Here is a 16,023-nt window from a genome sequence, read left to right on the forward strand (position 1 = left end):
GCCCTACATCACCACCCAGCGTAGACACCACAACCGGTTCGGGCCTCGGTGCTTCGCCTACTCAGCGGCTGCGGCAGGATGGATGCCACCTGGTACGTACGCGTCACGCGCGTTCTTACTGAAGACAACCGCTGGAGACGCCCGGTGAGTTCCCCAGATCCACAGGTTCGCGCAGCGCGAAACCCTTCAACCAATCCGGCCGTGCGCGGCCCCGTCGTCGCGGTCACCGGTGCCGCGGCCGGAATCGGCGCGATGCTCACCGAGCGTCTCGTCGCCAGCGACGAGATCAAGCAGGTCATCGCCATCGACGAGCGGCGCGGCGAGTGCGCCGGCGCGCAGTGGCACATCCTGGACGTGCGGGATCCGGCCATCGCCGAGAAGCTGCGCGGCGCGGACGTCGTGGTGCACCTCGCGCTCGATCTCGACCTGGAGACGGACGCGGCGGCGCGTACGGCGTACAACGTGCGGGGTACGCAGACCGTGCTCACGGCTGCCGCCGCGGCCGGGGTCCACCGTGTCGTGCTGTGCACCTCGGCGATGGTCTACGGAGCGTTGCCCGACAACGAACTGCCTCTCTCCGAAGACGCCGAATTGCGGGCCACCGCGGAGGCCACGGGGGTGGGGGACCTTCTGGAGGTCGAGCGGCTCGCCCGGCGGGCGCCGCGTGCGCATCCCGGGCTCAACGTCACCGTCGTACGGCCCGCCATTCTCGTCGGGGGTACCGATACCGCCCTTACGCGGTACTTCGAGTCGCCTCGGCTGCTGGTCGTCGCCGGGTCCCGGCCCGTCTGGCAGTTCTGCCATGTCGAGGATCTGTGCGGGGCGCTGGAGTACGCGGTTCTGGAGAAGGTCGAGGGGGAGCTGGCCGTCGGGTGTGACGGGTGGCTGGAGCAGGAGGAGGTCGAGGAGCTCAGCGGGATCCGGCGGATGGAGCTGCCGTCGGCCGTCGCTCTGGGGGCCGCGGCTCGGCTTCACCGGATCGGGCTCACTCCGTCGCCGGCCGGGGATCTCGCGTACACGATGTATCCCTGGGTGGTGAGCGGGAGCCGGCTGCATGACGCCGGGTGGCGGCCGCAGTGGACCAACGAGGAGGTGCTCGCGGAGCTTCTGGAGGAGGTTGCCGGGCGGCATACCGTGGTCGGGCGGCGGCTTGGGCGGAAGGATGCGACCGCTGCGGGGGCCGCGGGGGCGACGGTGGCTTTGTTGGGTACGGCCGCGTTGGTGCGGCGGGCGCGGAAGGCTCGGCGGCGGATCTGAGACGGTGGTGTGGGTGGGGTGGGTGGTGTTTTCGCCCCCGCCGCCCCTACCCTTCCCATCCCTGGGGGCTGCGCCCCCAGACCCCCGCTTGTCGGCCTAGCGGCCTCGTCCTCAAACGCCGGACGGGCTGAAAGGTGCTGGCCCGCGCCTGGAAGTGCCGGACCGGGCTGGAAAGCCGCTCGCGGCTCAGCCGCGTCCTGTAGAAGGCTCCAAAGCTCCACGCGTGCGTGCCGGGTGAAAACGCTATTTCGTGGTGTCGGCGGGGTGGGGCACGATGGGGGTATGGCACCCATGAATGATCATCCCGGTGAGCAGGCCGCGCAGGAGCCCATCAAGCTTCTGGCGATTCGGGAGACCGACCTCTCCGTGGACGAGGTCTTCCGCGCTGTCGGTGACGACGCCTCCGGGGGGACCGCGCTGTTCGTGGGGACTGTGCGGAATCACGACGGGGGAGCCGACGTCGACACGCTCGGGTACTCGTGCCATCCCAGTGCCGAGGCGGAGATGCGGCGGATCGCTGAGAAGGTCGTGGCCGAGTATCCGGTGCGGGCGTTGGCTGCCGTGCACCGGATCGGTGACCTGCGGGTGGGTGACCTCGCGGTGGTCGTCGCCGTTTCCTGTCCGCATCGGGGTGAGGCCTTCGAGGCCTGCCGGAAGCTGATCGACGACCTGAAACACGAGGTCCCGATCTGGAAGCACCAGACGTTCTCGGACGGTGCGGAGGAATGGGTCGGCGCCTAGCGCTCTCGTTGAGAGGTGATGATCGCCGAGGGGCGGTGATCGCCCTGCCACAGTCGCCTCCTCGGCCACTTCTGACCCTCTGGCCCATCCGAGCACCATTCCGGTTGCGTAACCCGACCCCTGCCGTGAGCGTTGAACATGCGGATGGTTAATCTGCTGATCAGTCAGTTGCGGTCGCTCATGGGGTTGGGAGGTCGGCATGGCGGCGCTCGCCTGGTTGCTGATTCCGCTTTTCGCCGCGATCGGTGCCGGACTGTGGGGAAGTTGGGCCGGTCGGAACCGTAAGACCATCGGAGACGGCCACGAGCTCGCCGGCTACACACGCTTCCGCGAGGCCATGGAGAAGTCGCGCACGGACGCCTGACCGGCCCGGGAGGCCCCGGACGGACGGCCCCGACGGTGCGCTGACAGGGTGGTCCCGTACTGTCGTTCCATGCCACGCCGCACCGCGACGATGCTCGCCTCCACCCTGATGCTGATCGCGCTCCTCTGCGCGGGAGTCTTCATCAAAGTGCCGTACTCGGAGATGTCACCGGGTCCGACGGTGAACACGCTCGGCGATCACGGCGGCGAGCCGGTGCTCCAGATCTCGGGCCGCAAGACGTACCCGGCGACCGGGAACCTCAACATGACGACGGTCCGGGTCACGAGCGCCGACTACAACATGAACCTCGTCGAGGCCGTCTACGGCTGGCTGGCGCACGACAACAAGGTGGTCCCGCACGACACGCTCTACCCCAATGGCAAGACGGAGGAGGAGTCGACGCAGGAGAACGCCGAGGAGTTCAGTCAGTCCCAGGAGAGCGCCAAGGTCGCGGCCCTCGAGGAACTGGACATCCCGGTGAAGTCGTGGGTGATCGTCCAAACGGTCGTCAAGGACACCCCCGCCGAGGGCAAGCTGCACGCCGGTGACGTCATCAAGGCCGTCGACGGTACGACGGTGAAGGCGCCCGACGACGTCGCGAAGCTGGTCACCAAGCACAAGCCGGGCGAGAAGGTCACCTTCACGATCGTGCCCGCCAAGGAGCAGGCCGCCGCCGAGAAGGAGAACCGGACGGCGACCAGGACCGAGGACGTCACGATCACCACCGTGAAGTCCGACGACGAGGGCGAGGACCGCGCGATCGTCGGCATCGCGGCCGGTACCGACCACACGTTCCCGTTCACCATCGACATCAAGCTCGCCGATGTCGGCGGCCCCAGCGCAGGCCTGATGTTCGCCCTCGGCATCGTCGACAAGCTCACCCCGGGCAGCCTCACCGGCGGCAAGTTCGTCGCCGGCACCGGCACCATCGACGCCGAAGGCAAGGTCGGCCCGATCGGCGGCATCGAGATGAAGACGGTCGGCGCCCGCGACAAGGGCGCCCAGTACTTCCTGACGCCCAAGGACAACTGCGCGGCCGCCGCCCGTGACGTCCCCGAGGGGCTCACGCTCGTCAAAGTCGACACCATGGACGACGCGATGAGCGCCCTCAAGGACATCCGCGGCGGCGACACGGCCGACCTGCCGAAGTGCACCAGGAGCTGAGTGCGCTGTCCGGGGACTACTCGGCGAACGTCGCCGACAGCGCCTCCGCGAGACCCGGTACGAGGTCGGACCCGGTGAGCACGTCGGTCGCCGAGTCCTTCTCGCGCAGCCGCAGCGCGGACTCGCGCTTACCGCCGCGCAGGACCGCCACGGTCATCCGGACCTCCTGGCGCTCCGGATGCTCGGCGACCCACTCGGCCAGCCGCTTCTCGTCGAGGCCGTCCGGTACGGAAGCCTCCGCGGACGGCGGCAGCATCAGCCGCTCCACGGACAGGGCGCAGCCGACCACCGCGTCCGGCCAGGCGATGGTGCCGAGGAACTCGTCCAGCGGGCTGCCCGCCGGGAGTTCATCCTGCTCAATCGGGGTAAGGGTGCCCTCGGGGGCGTCCTCGGTAAGACCGAGGCGCTCAGCGAGCCCCGGTTCCTGGGAACGCAGCTGAGCGGTGTCGACCAGCGCGAAGAGCCGGGCGGGCTGGTCCCAGCCGAGCCCCGAAACGTACTCGTCGATCTCGAGGACGGCACGGGTGAGGGGCCCGGCCGCCATGGGGGTGCCTGTGGAGGCGGTGTTGGACATGGTCACAATCCTGCCTCGTTCGGCCCCGGAAGCGGGAACCGAGTAAAGCATCAGTAAGTTGCATAGTTGGGGCCCGGCACTCGCAGAGCCCCAAAGACCAACAGCGAACTTCGAGGTGCGCACCTTGGCTTTCCAGATGCCGGACCGCGGCGGAGGCCCGTCGGGGCCACGGATCAGAGTGGGCCGACCGTCCCGGCGTGTCCGGACCCTGCTCATGACACTGGGCGTACTGGCCGTGCTGGCCATGGCGTTCGTCATGTTCGCGGGGTTCTGGACAGACTGGCTCTGGTACCGATCGGTCAAGTACTCGTCCGTCTTCACGACCACCCTGTGGACCAAGATCGGACTGTTCTTCGTCTTCGGACTGCTGATGGCCACGGCCGTCGGCGTGAACATCTGGCTGGCCCACCGGCTACGGCCGCCGCTGAGCGCCATGTCGATGGAGCAGCAGAGCCTCGACCGCTACCGGATGGGCGTGGCTCCGTACAAGAAGTGGATCCTCCTCGGGATCACTTCCCTGGTCGGGCTGATCGCGGGCGCCTCCGCGGCGGGCCAGTGGCGTACGTGGCTGATGTGGGTGAACGGCGTGCCCTTCAACCAGAAGGACCCGCAGTTCCACCTCGACGTCTCCTTCTACGCCTTCGATCTGCCCTGGTACCGCTTCCTGCTGGGCTTCGGCTTCGCCGCCGCGATCCTCTCGGTGATCGCCGCCGCGCTGACCCACTACCTGTACGGCGGGCTGCGCATCACCAGCCCCGGGGCGCGCGCCACGGCCGCGGCCACCGGGCATCTCTCGGTGCTGCTCGGCATCTTCGTCACGCTGAAGGCGGTCGCGTACTGGCTCGACCGGTACGGACTCGCGGTGAAGTCCAGTGACTTCAAGGCGACGGGCAACTGGACGGGCCTCAGGTACGTCGACGCGAACGCGTATCTGCCGGCCAAGACGATCCTGTTCTGCATCGCCGTCATCTGCGCCCTGCTGTTCTTCGCCACGCTGTGGCGGCGTACGTGGCAGCTGCCCGTCATCGGCTTCGGCCTGATGGTGCTCTCGGCGATCCTCATCGGCGGTCTGTACCCGGCGATCGTCCAGAAGTTCCAGGTCCAGCCGAACGAGCAGGCCAAGGAAGCGCCGTACGTCACCAAGAACCTCAAGGCGACCCGCGAGGCGTACGGCATCGATGCCACCCAGGTCACGGACTACGAGGGCAAGAGCAACACCGAGGACCAGAGCAAGCTCCGCAAGGACGCCGGCGACGCGGCGAGCATTCGCCTGCTCGACCCGAACATCGTCTCGCCGACGTTCCAGCAGCTCCAGCAGATCAGGAATTACTACGCGTTCCCGTCGAACCTGGACGTCGACCGCTACAGCAAGGACGGCGAGGACCAGGACACGGTCATCGGACTGCGCGAGCTGAACCTCCAGGGCATTCCGAAGAACAACTGGATCAACGACCACTTCCGCTACACCCATGGCTACGGTGTCGTCGCCGCCAAGGGCACCGAGGGCGACTCCCAGGGACGGCCGGTCTTCACCGAGTCCGACCTGCCGTCCAAGGGCGACCTCGGTGAGTACCAGCAGCGGATCTACTACGGCGAGAAGACCAGCCAGTACTCGATCGTCGGCGGCCCGCAGAAGGAGATCGACTACTCCGACGACAGCGGCGAGAAGACGACCAGCTACAAGGGCGACAGCGGGGTCAACCTCTCCAACCCCGTCAACCGCGCCGCGTACGCGGTGGCCTTCAGCCAACCGCAGATCCTCTACTCGGGTGCGATCGGCGAGGGCTCGCGGATCCTCTACAACCGCACCCCCAAGGAGCGCGTCGAGGCGGTCGCCCCCTGGCTGACCATCGACGGTGACGCCTACCCGGCGGTCGTCGACGGGAAGATCGAGTGGATCGTCGACGCGTACACGACCACCAACGGCTATCCATACGCCTCCCGCACCACCCTCGGCGACACGACGGCCGACTCGCTGACCGCCGCCAACAACCAGCGGGCGGTGGTGGCCCAGCAGAACCAGGTCAACTACATCCGCAACTCGGTGAAGGCGACCGTCGACGCGTACACCGGCAAGGTCACGCTCTACGAGTGGGACACCAAGGACCCGGTCCTCAAGACCTGGAAGAAGGCCTTCCCCGGGACGGTGAAGCCGAAGGGTGACATCCCGCAGGCCCTCATGGACCATCTCCGCTACCCGCAGGACCTGTTCAAGGTCCAGCGCGAGCTGCTGACGCGGTACCACGTGAAGGACGCGTCGACGTTCCTCAGCGGCAGTGAGGTGTGGCAGGTCCCGGACGACCCGACCAACAGGGCGGGCGACGCCGTGCCGCCGTACTACCTGAGCATGAAGATGCCCAGCGAGACGGCCCAGGCGTTCTCACTGACGACGACGTTCACACCGAACGGCCGGGACAACCTGAGCGCGTTCATGTCGGTCAACGCCGAGGCGGGCACGAAGGACTACGGAAAGATCCAGATCCTCAAACTGCCATCCAGCGGAACAGTCAACGGGCCGAAACAGGTCCAGAGCCAGTTCAACTCCGAACAGGACATCGCCGAGACCATCAGGCTGCTGAGAGGTGGTGACTCGGAAGTCGAGTACGGCAACCTGCTGACGGTGCCACTCAACGGAGGTCTGCTCTATGTAGAGCCCGTCTATGTACGCGGTGGTGGACTCAAGTACCCACTGCTGCGGAAGGTGTTGGTGACCTACGGGGGGGCCACGGCCTTCGAGAACACCTTGGACGAGGCGCTCAACAAGATCTTCGACACCGAGGGTTCGACCACGGAGCCACCGGACGAGGACGGGACGACCGAACCACCACCACCGACGTCCGACGACCCCACGGTCCAACAAGCACTCAACGACGCCCAGAAGGCCTTCGACCAAGGCCAGGAAGCCCTCAAGAAGGGCGACTGGGAGGCGTACGGAAAGGCGCAGAAGGATCTGGAGGACGCGCTGCAGCGGGCCGAGGACGCGCAGGCCAAGGCCGGTAACAGCGCGGGGGCCGGCGGCTCCGGTGACAAGAAACCCGAGGGAAGCGGCACCCCGAGCACCAGTCCGAGCAGCAGCCCGAGCAGTAGAGAGAGCGCTGCGAGCGGCTGAGTCAAGAGCCCACCCCGCACCGTGGTACGGTTGCCACACAACGGCGCGGGGTGGAGCAGCTCGGTAGCTCGCTGGGCTCATAACCCAGAGGTCGCAGGTTCAAATCCTGTCCCCGCTACTGAAGTCGAAGGACCCGGATCCTCCAAGGATCCGGGTCCTTCGACGTGTGCGGACCGTGCGCCCGTCGCGCGCTTGTGCCCCTGCTCACCAGTGCGCCCGCGATGAAGGCTGTGCCATGCGACGGGAGTTGGGAAATCTGTGTTTGACTTGTCTCTCTGTGGGCATGTCGACAAAACGCTGAAGTGACCTCACTGGCTGCGGTATACCAGGTGTACCCAGGTTGCAGGTGGTGCGACGATGGACGTTATGGGGGACAAGGCAACTCTGTTGGAGACAGGGCGGTTTGTGCAGCCTTCCGACCGGGACGAGACCGGTGAGGCTGTGGAGGAGGCGCGCCAGCGGCTCGCCGCGGAAGCGGGCGACGTCGAGGCGATGAGCGTCCTCGGAGCGATGCTGCTCCGCCGCGGTGATCTCGACGGGGCCGAGCCTCAGCTGCGCGCTGCCACCGCGGCCGGTGACCGGGCCGCCGCCAACAACCTGGGTGTCCTCCTGCACCAGCGCGGATACGCCGAGGAGGCCGCCGGCTGGTGGCGGATCGCCGCCGTCGCCGGATCCGCGGCCGCCGCGCACGCGCTGGGCCGCCACCACCGCGAGCGCGGCGACGAGCCCGCCGCCGAGTACTGGCTGCGCCAGTCCGCCGAGCAGGGGCACGCCCTCGGGGCGTACGCGCTCGCCGACCTCCTGGAGCACCGAGCTGACGCCGGCGCCGAGGAGTGGATGCGGGCGGCCGCCGAGCGGGGGCACCGCGAGGCGGCGTACCGGCTCGCGCGAGCGCTGGACCGCAAGGCTTCGCAGGCGGGAGATTCCGACACTGACAACGGTGTCGGGGCCGCTGCCGCCGAAGAGGCCGAGCGGTGGTACCGGCAGGCCGCCGCGCGCGGTCACCGGCGGGCCTCGCTGCACCTCGGGGTGATCCTGGAGAAGCGCGGGGAGCTCAAGGAGGCCGGGCGCTGGTATCTGACCTCCGCCAAGGAGGGCGAGGCGCGGGCCGCCTGCGCGCTCGGGTTCCTGCTGCGGGACGCGGGCGACACCGAGAGCGCCGCCGTGTGGTGGCTGCGGGCCGCCCAGGACGGGGACGGGAACGCCGCGAACGCGCTGGGCGCGCTGCATGCCGAGCGGGGTGAGACACAGACCGCCGAGCGCTGGTACCGGGCCGCCATGGACGCCGGTGATGTGAACGGCGCGTACAACCTCGGGCTGCTCTGTGCCGAGCAGGGGCGGACCGCGCACGCCGAGCAGTGGTACCGGCGTGCGGCGTACGCGGGGCATCGGGAGGCGGCGAACGCGCTCGCCATCCTGCTGCTGCAGGTGGGCGACGCGGCCGGAGCCGAGCCCTGGTTCTCCAAGGCCGCGGAGGCCGGCAGCGTGGATGCCGCGTTCAATCTCGGGATCCTGCACGCCGGGCGGGCTGAGGATGAGGCGGCGTTGCGGTGGTACGAGCGGGCCGCTGCGGCCGGGCATACGGAGGCGGCGCTCCAGGTGGGGATCGCGCGCCTTCGGGACGGGGACGAGCGGGCTGCCGAGCGGCATCTGCGGTGTGCCGCGGGCGGCGGTAGCGCGGAGGCGGCTTATCGGCTGGCCACCGTGCTCGATGCGCGGCGGCCGCCTGCGCCAGCGCATGAGCTGGGGGAGCCCGCGACCGAGAAGAGTGAGTGCGAGGAGTGGTACGAGCGGGCTGCTTCCCAGGGGCATCGGCGGGCTCAGGTGCGGGTGGGGATGCTGGCTTCTGCCCGTGGGGATGTCGTGGAGGCGGCTCGGTGGTACCGGGAGGCTGCGGAGGCGGGCTCGCGGAACGGGGCGTTCAATCTTGGGCTTCTGCTGGCCCGGGAGGGGAGTGAGCCTGAAGCTGCCTTGTGGTGGGCTCGGGCTGCTGATGCGGGGCATGGGCGGGCGGCGTTGCGGCTTGCTCTCGTCTACGCGCGTCAGGGGGAGCTTGCGGAGGGGCAGCGGTGGGCTGATCGTGCCGTGTCGCTCGGGCCCGGGGAGGTTTCTGAGCGGGCGACTCGGTTGCGGGATGCGTTGCGGCAGGAGTTGTCTGCGTGATGGTGGGGGCGGGGTTGGTTTCGCCCCCACCGCCCCTACCCGTCCCATCCCTGGTGGCTGCCGCCCCCAGACCCCCGCTTGATCGGCCTGAACGGCCTTGTCCTCAAGCGTCGGACGGGCTGGGTGGGCCTGGGCTGGCATGTGTGGGTGGGATGACCGGGGTGAGTGGGGGAACGGCCTGGACGGCCTTGTCCTCAAGCGCTGGACGGGCTGGGTGGGCCCGGGCTGGCATGTGTGGGTGGGATGACCGGGGTGAGTGGGGAAGCGGCCTGGACGGCCTCGTCCTCAAGCGCCGGACACGGTGGGTATGCCTGGACTGGGGTTCAAAAGTTCAGCCCCCCGGGTCGCGGTAATCGCGGGGCGGAAAGCGATTTGCGCTGGTCGGCGGTGGTGACGTAGTGTTCAGTTCATCGACGCGGGGTGGAGCAGCTCGGTAGCTCGCTGGGCTCATAACCCAGAGGTCGCAGGTTCAAATCCTGTCCCCGCTACTGAAGGCCGAAGGCCCGGAACCAATGGTTCCGGGCCTTCGGTGTGTCTCCGTGTCCGCGGGATGCCGAAAGCCCAGCGGGATGTTGAAAGTCCGGCGGAACGCCAAAGCCCGGCGGAACGCCAAAGCCCGGCGGAACGCTGAAGGGTCGGCGGAACGCTGAAAGGTCGGCCGGGATGTCGAAGGTCGGCCGGGATGCTGAAAGCCCCGGCATCCCATGGAGGCCGGGGCTTCAGAAGGTCGTGCTGGTCAGGCGGCGGCGCAGTTCGGGCAGACTCCGCGGTATGTCACCTCGACGTCCGAGACTGTGAAGCCGAAGCGCTCGGAGTCGGGGAGGTCCGCGAGCGGGTTGCCGCTCGGGTGGACGTCGCGGATGGCGCCGCACTGGGCGCAGACCAGGTGGTGGTGCGGACGGTGCGCGTTCGGGTCGTACCGCTTCGCGCGCTTGTCCGTGGCGACTTCCAGCACCTCGCCGAGCGAGACCAGCTCACCCAGCGTGTTGTAGACGGTCGCCCGGGAGATCTCGGGCAGCTTGGCGACGGCCCGGGAATGGACCTCGTCGGCCGTCAGGTGGACGTGATCGCCGTCGAGGACCTCGGCGACGACACGCCGCTGCGCGGTCATACGCCAGCCGCGTCCGCGCAGTCGTTCCAACAGGTCACTCATGCAGACCAGCTTAACAGCAAGTGGACCAGAATCCGAACAGGTGTGACTTTGGAGCTGTACTTGACTTAGACATTGTCTAATGTAGGATCGAGCTCGACATTGGCCAAGGGACAGGAACGGCCAGGGATGACGCAGGAGGCGCACGTGACGCAGGGACCGCTTACGACGGAGGCCGGCGCGCCGGTGGCCGACAACCAGAACAGCGAGACCGCAGGCGTCGGCGGCCCGGTTCTCGTCCAGGACCAGCTTCTGCTCGAGAAGCTCGCCCACTTCAACCGCGAGCGCATCCCGGAGCGTGTCGTGCACGCCCGTGGTGCCGGTGCCTACGGCACCTTCACGGTCACAGCCGATGTCACCCGGTACACGCGTGCCGCGTTTCTCTCCGGGGTCGGCAAGCAGACCGAGACCTTCCTGCGCTTCTCCACCGTGGCCGGCAACCTGGGCTCCGCGGACGCAGTCCGTGACCCGCGCGGCTGGGCGCTGAAGTTCTACACCGAGGAGGGCAACTACGACCTCGTCGGCAACAACACCCCGGTGTTCTTCGTCAAGGACGCCATCAAGTTCCCCGACTTCATCCACACCCAGAAGCGCGACCCGTACACGGGCTCGCAGGAAGCCGACAACGTGTGGGACTTCTGGGGCCTCAGCCCCGAGTCGACACACCAGGTGACCTGGCTGTTCGGTGACCGCGGCATCCCCGCCTCGTACCGCCACATGAACGGGTACGGCTCGCACACCTACCAGTGGAACAACGAGGCCGGCGAGGTCTTCTGGGTCAAGTACCACTTCAAGACCGACCAGGGCATCAGGAACCTGACCTCGGAAGAGGCCGCGAGGATCGCCGGTGAGGACCCCGACTCCCACCAGCGCGACCTGCGTGAGGCCATCGAGCGCGGTGAGTTCCCGACCTGGACCGTGCAGGTGCAGATCATGCCGGCGGCCGACGCGGCGACATACCGCTTCAACCCGTTCGACCTCACCAAGGTGTGGCCGCACGAGGACTACCCGCCGATCGAGATCGGCAGGCTGGAGCTCAACCGCAATCCGGAGAACGTCTTCGCCGAGGTCGAGCAGTCCATCTTCAGCCCCGCGCACTTCGTGCCGGGTATCGGGCCGTCGCCCGACAAGATGCTCCAGGGACGCCTCTTCGCGTACGGCGACGCCCACCGCTACCGCGTCGGCATCAACGCCGACCACCTGCCGGTGAACCGTCCGCACGCCACCGAGGCGCGTACGAACTCCCGTGACGGCTTCCTGTACGACGGCCGCCACAAGGGCGCGAAGAACTACGAGCCGAACAGCTTCGGCGGCCCGTTCCAGACGGACAGGCCGCTGTGGCAGTCGACCGCGAACTTCGCGGCCGGCACCGGCAACCACGAGGCCCCGGTCCACTCCGAGGACAACGACTTCGTGCAGGCGGGCAACCTCTACCGCCTGATGTCCGAGGGCGAGAAGGGCCGTCTGATCGACAATCTGGCGGGCTTCATCGCCAAGGTCTCGCGCGACGACATCGCCGAGCGCGCGATCGACAACTTCCGTCAGGCCGACGGAGACTTCGGCAAGCGGCTGGAAGCCGCGGTCCAGGCCCTGCGCGGCTGACACCAGCACTGGAACGCTTGCCGTCGAGAGCGGGCCGGATCTCCCCGTACCGGAGATCCGGCCCGTTCGTTTGCCAAGCCGCTAGGCGATAAGGCGTTTTCCAAGCCGCTACGCGATCAGGCCGGGGCGTGCTGTCGCAGTGGCGCCCAGCAGCGGATGATGTCGCGGACCGAGACGATGCCCACGGGCTCCTCGTGGTCCAGCACGATGAGGTGGCGGAAGCCGCCGTGGGACATGGTCAGAGCGGCCTCCTCCAGTGTCCAGGTCGGGGCGGCGAACACCACGTCGGTGGTCGTGTGGGCGTGTGCCCGCTCGGCGTCCGGGTTCTGTCCCAGGCCGACGGAGTTGAGGATGTCGCGCTCGGTGAGGATGCCGAGCCCGCTGTCGTCGGGGTCGAGTACCACGGCCGCGCCTACGCGGCGCGCGGACATCAGCGCGGCGGCCTGCCGGAGGGTGTGAGCGGGCCCGATGGTGAGGACCACCGTGCTCATGGCGTCGCGGACGAGCATGGACGGAGCCACCTCCTACGAATCCCGCTTGCGCAAGGATTCACAAGTTCACAAGTGGGGGGACTCTCAGAGTCGCAGTTAAAGGGAGGGTCAACAAGAGGGCGCGTGCGGACGGTTTGGGGGGCGCGTTCTTCCGGTTAGTGCCCCGGATGTCTCATCGGCGCCGGTTTGGGAGCCGCCTCAGTACCGGCTAGTACCGCTGGTTCAGATATCCCAGCAGCTCGTCGTGGAGCAGGCCGTTCGACGCCGCCGCGTTGCCGCTGTGCGGGCCCGGGCGGCCGTCGAGGCCGGTGAAGGTGCCGCCCGCCTCGGTCACGACGATCGCGTTCGCCGCCATGTCCCACAGCGACAGCTCGGGCTCCGCGCAGATGTCGACCGAGCCCTCCGCGACCATCATGTACGGCCAGAAATCGCCGTACGCGCGCGTGCGCCACACTTCCTTGGTCAGGTCCAGGAAGCCGCCGAGCAGGCTGCGCTCCTCCCAGCCGCTGAGCGAGGAGTACGCGAAGGAGGCGTCCGACATGCGCGAGACACGCGAGACGTGGAGCCGGGTCGCCGACGACAGGCTGCGCCCGCTGAACGCGCCGTGCCCCTTCGCGGCCCACCAGCGGCGGCCCAGCGCGGGCGCGGAGACGACGCCGACGACAGGCTGGTAGCCGCCCTCGCCCGCCTCCATCAGGGAGATCAGCGTGGCCCAGACGGGCACACCGCGTACGTAGTTCTTGGTGCCGTCGATGGGGTCGATCACCCAGCGGCGGGGGCCCGTGCCCTCGATGCCGTACTCCTCGCCGAGGACTGCGTCGCGTGGTCGTGCCCGCTGGAGATGGCCGCGGATCAGCTCCTCGGCGGACTTGTCCGCCTCGCTCACCGGGGTCATGTCCGGTTTGGTCTCGACCTTGAGGTCGAGCGCCTTGAACCGGTCCATCGTCGCGGCGTCGGCGGCGTCCGCCAGGACATGGGCGAGGCGCAGGTCATCGCGATAGTCGGGCATGAGCGAACCGTATCTTCCGGGCCCCTCCGCGGGAAACGGGGGGAAGAACCGGGGTTGTGCAGAAACTGCGGGCCGTCTGTGGCTTTGTCGCGCCGCGGCGGAGCCGCACATCGGCACAGCCCCGCGCCCCTGAAGGGGCGCCCTCAAGGGTGCCGGCGCCCCTCGGTGCCGCCGCGAACCCTTGACAGTGCCCCCGTGCGCGTCAACTCTGAAGCGCAGAGCCGATCGCCCCAGGGAGGCGATGATGCCTGCAGCGCGGGAATCCCTACTGGACGCCGCGTACACGGCGCTCGGACGCCGTCCGTGGTCCGCAGTGCGGATGGTCGACGTGGCCGCCGTGGCCGGGGTGTCCCGGCAGACGCTCTACAACGAGTTCGGGAGCAAGGATGGGCTCGCGCGGGCGCTCGTACGGCGGGAGGCCGACGCCTATCTCGCGGGGGTGGAGCGGGCTCTGGTGAGTCATGCGGAGCCGCGGGAGCGGTTGGCCGCGGCGGCGGAGTGGACGGTGGCCGCGGCTCGGGGGAACACGCTGGTGCGGGCGATGCTCACGGGGTGCTGGGGTGAGAGGTTGCCCTCTCCCACCTTGTCCGCCGTGCCGTCGTCCTCCGCCGTGCCGGCTCAGCGTCGGGCTGATGGGCCGTTGCCCTCGCCCGGTGACTTCGTGGCGCTCGTGCGGGATCGGGCCGTTGCCTCGCTGAGTGTGCCCGGGACGTCCAAGACCGAGTCCGCGGAGTTGGCGCGGGCCTGTGAGCTTGTGGTGCGGCTGGGGGTGTCTTGTGTGCTTGCCCCTGCCGGGGAGGGGGGTGCGGCGGGGCTCGTTCGGGACGCTCTGGCGACTGTGCGTTCTGTGGCGTGACCGCGGCTGCGGGTGGGAGTGGGCGGGTGCCCACAGACCACTGGCCTGCTGCCTGCCGCTCCCACAGACCGACCGCCGACCGGCCCCTCAGTGGGACGAGCCCGACAGCTGCAAGCCGATGACTCCCACGATCACCAGGGTGATCGAGACGATCTTCAGGGTGGAGACCAGGTCGCCCAGGAAGATCATGCCGTAGATGGCGGTGCCCGCGGCGCCGATACCTGTCCAGACCGCGTAGGCGGGGCCCACGTCGAGTTTCCTCAGGGCCAGGGTGAGGAGGCCGAAGCTGCCCAGGGCGAAGATGCAGAAGGCCACCGTGGGCCACAGTCTCGTGAAGCCGTGGGAAAGCTTGAGGCAGACGGCGAAACCCGTCTCCAGGAGCCCCGCCACGACAACCAGCAGCCACGCCATGTGATGTCCTCCCACGCTCCGTGACCGCTTCGTCTCGCTTGGATCAGGCTTGGTGCGATTATGCCTTTACCGTCGTGGCAGGGATGCAAACAACACTGAGGTCATGTCAGTCGCCTTCGCGTCGTTCGCGTGTGGCCAGCAGCCGGCGCAGCGAGTAGAGCCGCGCCGGATCCGCGTGGCCCTCGGCTACCCAGTCGTCCAGGGCGCAGTCCGGCTCGTCGTGACTGCACGCGCGCGGACAGCCCTCGGTGCCGGGTTCCAGATCGGGGAAGGCGTGGATGACGCGGGACGGGTCGACGTGGTGCAGGCCGAAGGACCGTAGGCCCGGGGTGTCGATCACCCAACCGTCGTTGTCCGGCAGGGGGATCGCGCGCGCCGACGTGGTGGTGTGCCGTCCGCGGCCCGTGACGGCGTTGACGACGCCGGTGCTCCGCCGCCGCTCCAGCGACACGAGCGCGTTGACCAGCGTCGTCTTGCCGACGCCCGAGTGCCCCACGAACGCGGTCGTCTTGCCGTCGAGCTGCTTGCGTACGCGGGCCACGGCCTCGCCGCTCTCCAGCTCCTCGCGGCTCGTCACGACGTACGGAACGCCCAACGCCCCGTACAGCTCGAGGAGTTCGTCGGGTGAGGCCAGGTCCGACTTCGTCAACACCAGCAGGGGATCCAGGCCGCCGTCGTACGCGGCGACCAGGCAGCGGTCGATCAGGCGCGGGCGCGGCTCCGGGTCGGCGAGGGCCGTGACGATGGCCAACTGGTCGGCGTTGGCGACGACCACGCGCTCGTACGGATCGTCGTCGTCGGCCGTGCGGCGCAGGACGGAGGTACGCGGCTCGATACGGACGATCCGGGCGAGCGTGTCCTTCTGGCCGGACAGGTCGCCGATGATGGCCACCCGGTCGCCCACGACGGCGGCCTTGCGGCCCAGTTCGCGGGCCTTCATCGCCATCACGACACGGTCCTCGACGAGGCAGGTCAGTCGGCCCCGGTCGACGGTGAGGACCACGCCCTCGACCGCCTCCTCGTGCTTGGGGCGGATGTTCGTACGCGGCCGGTTGCCCTTGCGGTTCGGGCGCTGGCGGATGTCGTCCTCGTCGGTGTTCTTGCCGTATCGGCGCATGATCCCGGTCCGCCC

General features: G+C 68.7%; 14 protein-coding genes and 2 tRNA genes. 10 read left to right on the forward strand and 6 right to left on the reverse strand.

Features of this window, described 5'->3' with window-relative positions; genetic code table 11:
• Positions 1 to 144: 144 nt before the first annotated feature.
• From GAS53_RS20480 to GAS53_RS20490, 4 genes are all read left to right on the forward strand, one after another.
• Positions 145 to 1,257 (forward strand): SDR family oxidoreductase, encoded by a 1,113-nt coding sequence (locus tag GAS53_RS20480; RefSeq protein ID WP_151479089.1) that lies wholly within the window; start codon positions 145 to 147, stop codon positions 1,255 to 1,257.
• 282 nt (positions 1,258 to 1,539) lie between these two features.
• Entirely contained in the window at positions 1,540 to 1,998 is a 459-nt protein-coding gene (locus GAS53_RS20485; protein ID WP_151479090.1) for a molybdenum cofactor biosynthesis protein MoaE, read from the forward strand.
• Positions 1,999 to 2,197: 199 nt separating this feature from the next.
• Entirely contained in the window at positions 2,198 to 2,362 is a 165-nt protein-coding gene (locus GAS53_RS55250) for a hypothetical protein (RefSeq protein WP_192583194.1), read from the forward strand.
• Between the two features lie 69 nt (positions 2,363 to 2,431).
• A complete protein-coding gene (locus GAS53_RS20490) occupies positions 2,432 to 3,526 on the forward strand; it encodes a YlbL family protein (RefSeq protein WP_151479091.1) in 1,095 nt (364 codons plus the stop codon).
• A gap of 16 nt (positions 3,527 to 3,542) precedes the next feature.
• Here GAS53_RS20490 and GAS53_RS20495 read toward each other — a convergent pair whose 3' ends face one another.
• Entirely contained in the window at positions 3,543 to 4,100 is a 558-nt protein-coding gene (locus GAS53_RS20495) for a PPA1309 family protein (protein WP_263974153.1), read from the reverse strand.
• 136 nt (positions 4,101 to 4,236) lie between these two features.
• Between GAS53_RS20495 and GAS53_RS20500 the strand changes: the two genes are divergently transcribed.
• The 4 genes from GAS53_RS20500 (at position 4,237) to GAS53_RS20520 (ending at position 9,860) form a co-directional block, all read left to right on the forward strand.
• Positions 4,237 to 7,209 (forward strand): UPF0182 family membrane protein, encoded by a 2,973-nt coding sequence (locus GAS53_RS20500; RefSeq protein ID WP_151479141.1) that lies wholly within the window; start codon positions 4,237 to 4,239, stop codon positions 7,207 to 7,209.
• A 44-nt stretch (positions 7,210 to 7,253) separates the two neighbouring features.
• Positions 7,254 to 7,327 (forward strand) — tRNA-Met (locus tag GAS53_RS20505).
• A gap of 239 nt (positions 7,328 to 7,566) precedes the next feature.
• Entirely contained in the window at positions 7,567 to 9,372 is a 1,806-nt protein-coding gene (locus tag GAS53_RS20510) for a tetratricopeptide repeat protein (protein WP_151479093.1), read from the forward strand.
• A 414-nt stretch (positions 9,373 to 9,786) separates the two neighbouring features.
• Positions 9,787 to 9,860 (forward strand) — tRNA-Met (locus GAS53_RS20520).
• A 248-nt stretch (positions 9,861 to 10,108) separates the two neighbouring features.
• On the opposite strand, the gene GAS53_RS20525 is transcribed toward GAS53_RS20520, so the two are convergent.
• Positions 10,109 to 10,525 (reverse strand): Fur family transcriptional regulator, encoded by a 417-nt coding sequence (locus tag GAS53_RS20525; protein WP_151479095.1) that lies wholly within the window; start codon positions 10,523 to 10,525, stop codon positions 10,109 to 10,111.
• A 126-nt stretch (positions 10,526 to 10,651) separates the two neighbouring features.
• On the opposite strand from GAS53_RS20525, the gene GAS53_RS20530 reads away from it, so the two are divergent.
• Positions 10,652 to 12,124, forward strand: a complete 1,473-nt coding sequence (locus GAS53_RS20530) for a catalase (RefSeq protein WP_151479096.1) — start codon at positions 10,652 to 10,654, stop codon at positions 12,122 to 12,124.
• Between the two features lie 116 nt (positions 12,125 to 12,240).
• Here GAS53_RS20530 and GAS53_RS20535 read toward each other — a convergent pair whose 3' ends face one another.
• Positions 12,241 to 12,633, reverse strand: coding sequence for a CBS domain-containing protein (locus GAS53_RS20535; RefSeq protein ID WP_151479097.1), 393 nt, complete (start codon positions 12,631 to 12,633; stop codon positions 12,241 to 12,243).
• Positions 12,634 to 12,823: 190 nt separating this feature from the next.
• Positions 12,824 to 13,624: a histidinol-phosphatase gene (hisN, locus tag GAS53_RS20540; protein ID WP_151479098.1), complete on the reverse strand. Its 801-nt coding sequence runs from the start codon at positions 13,622 to 13,624 to the stop codon at positions 12,824 to 12,826.
• A 241-nt stretch (positions 13,625 to 13,865) separates the two neighbouring features.
• Here hisN and GAS53_RS20545 point away from each other — a divergent pair, with 241 nt between their 5' ends.
• The gene (locus tag GAS53_RS20545) at positions 13,866 to 14,480 is read left to right on the forward strand and encodes a TetR/AcrR family transcriptional regulator (RefSeq protein WP_151479099.1); all 615 of its coding nucleotides are present in this window, start codon (positions 13,866 to 13,868) and stop codon (positions 14,478 to 14,480) included.
• A gap of 87 nt (positions 14,481 to 14,567) precedes the next feature.
• Here the strand turns inward: GAS53_RS20545 and GAS53_RS20550 are convergent, their stop codons facing one another.
• Positions 14,568 to 14,891, reverse strand: a complete 324-nt coding sequence (locus GAS53_RS20550; RefSeq protein WP_151479100.1) for a DMT family transporter — start codon at positions 14,889 to 14,891, stop codon at positions 14,568 to 14,570.
• A 106-nt stretch (positions 14,892 to 14,997) separates the two neighbouring features.
• Entirely contained in the window at positions 14,998 to 16,008 is a 1,011-nt protein-coding gene (rsgA, locus tag GAS53_RS20555; protein WP_151479101.1) for a ribosome small subunit-dependent GTPase A, read from the reverse strand.
• Positions 16,009 to 16,023 lie beyond the last annotated feature (15 nt).

This window comes from Streptomyces albicerus, assembly GCF_008905045.1.
Lineage (GTDB): Bacteria > Actinomycetota > Actinomycetes > Streptomycetales > Streptomycetaceae > Streptomyces > Streptomyces albicerus.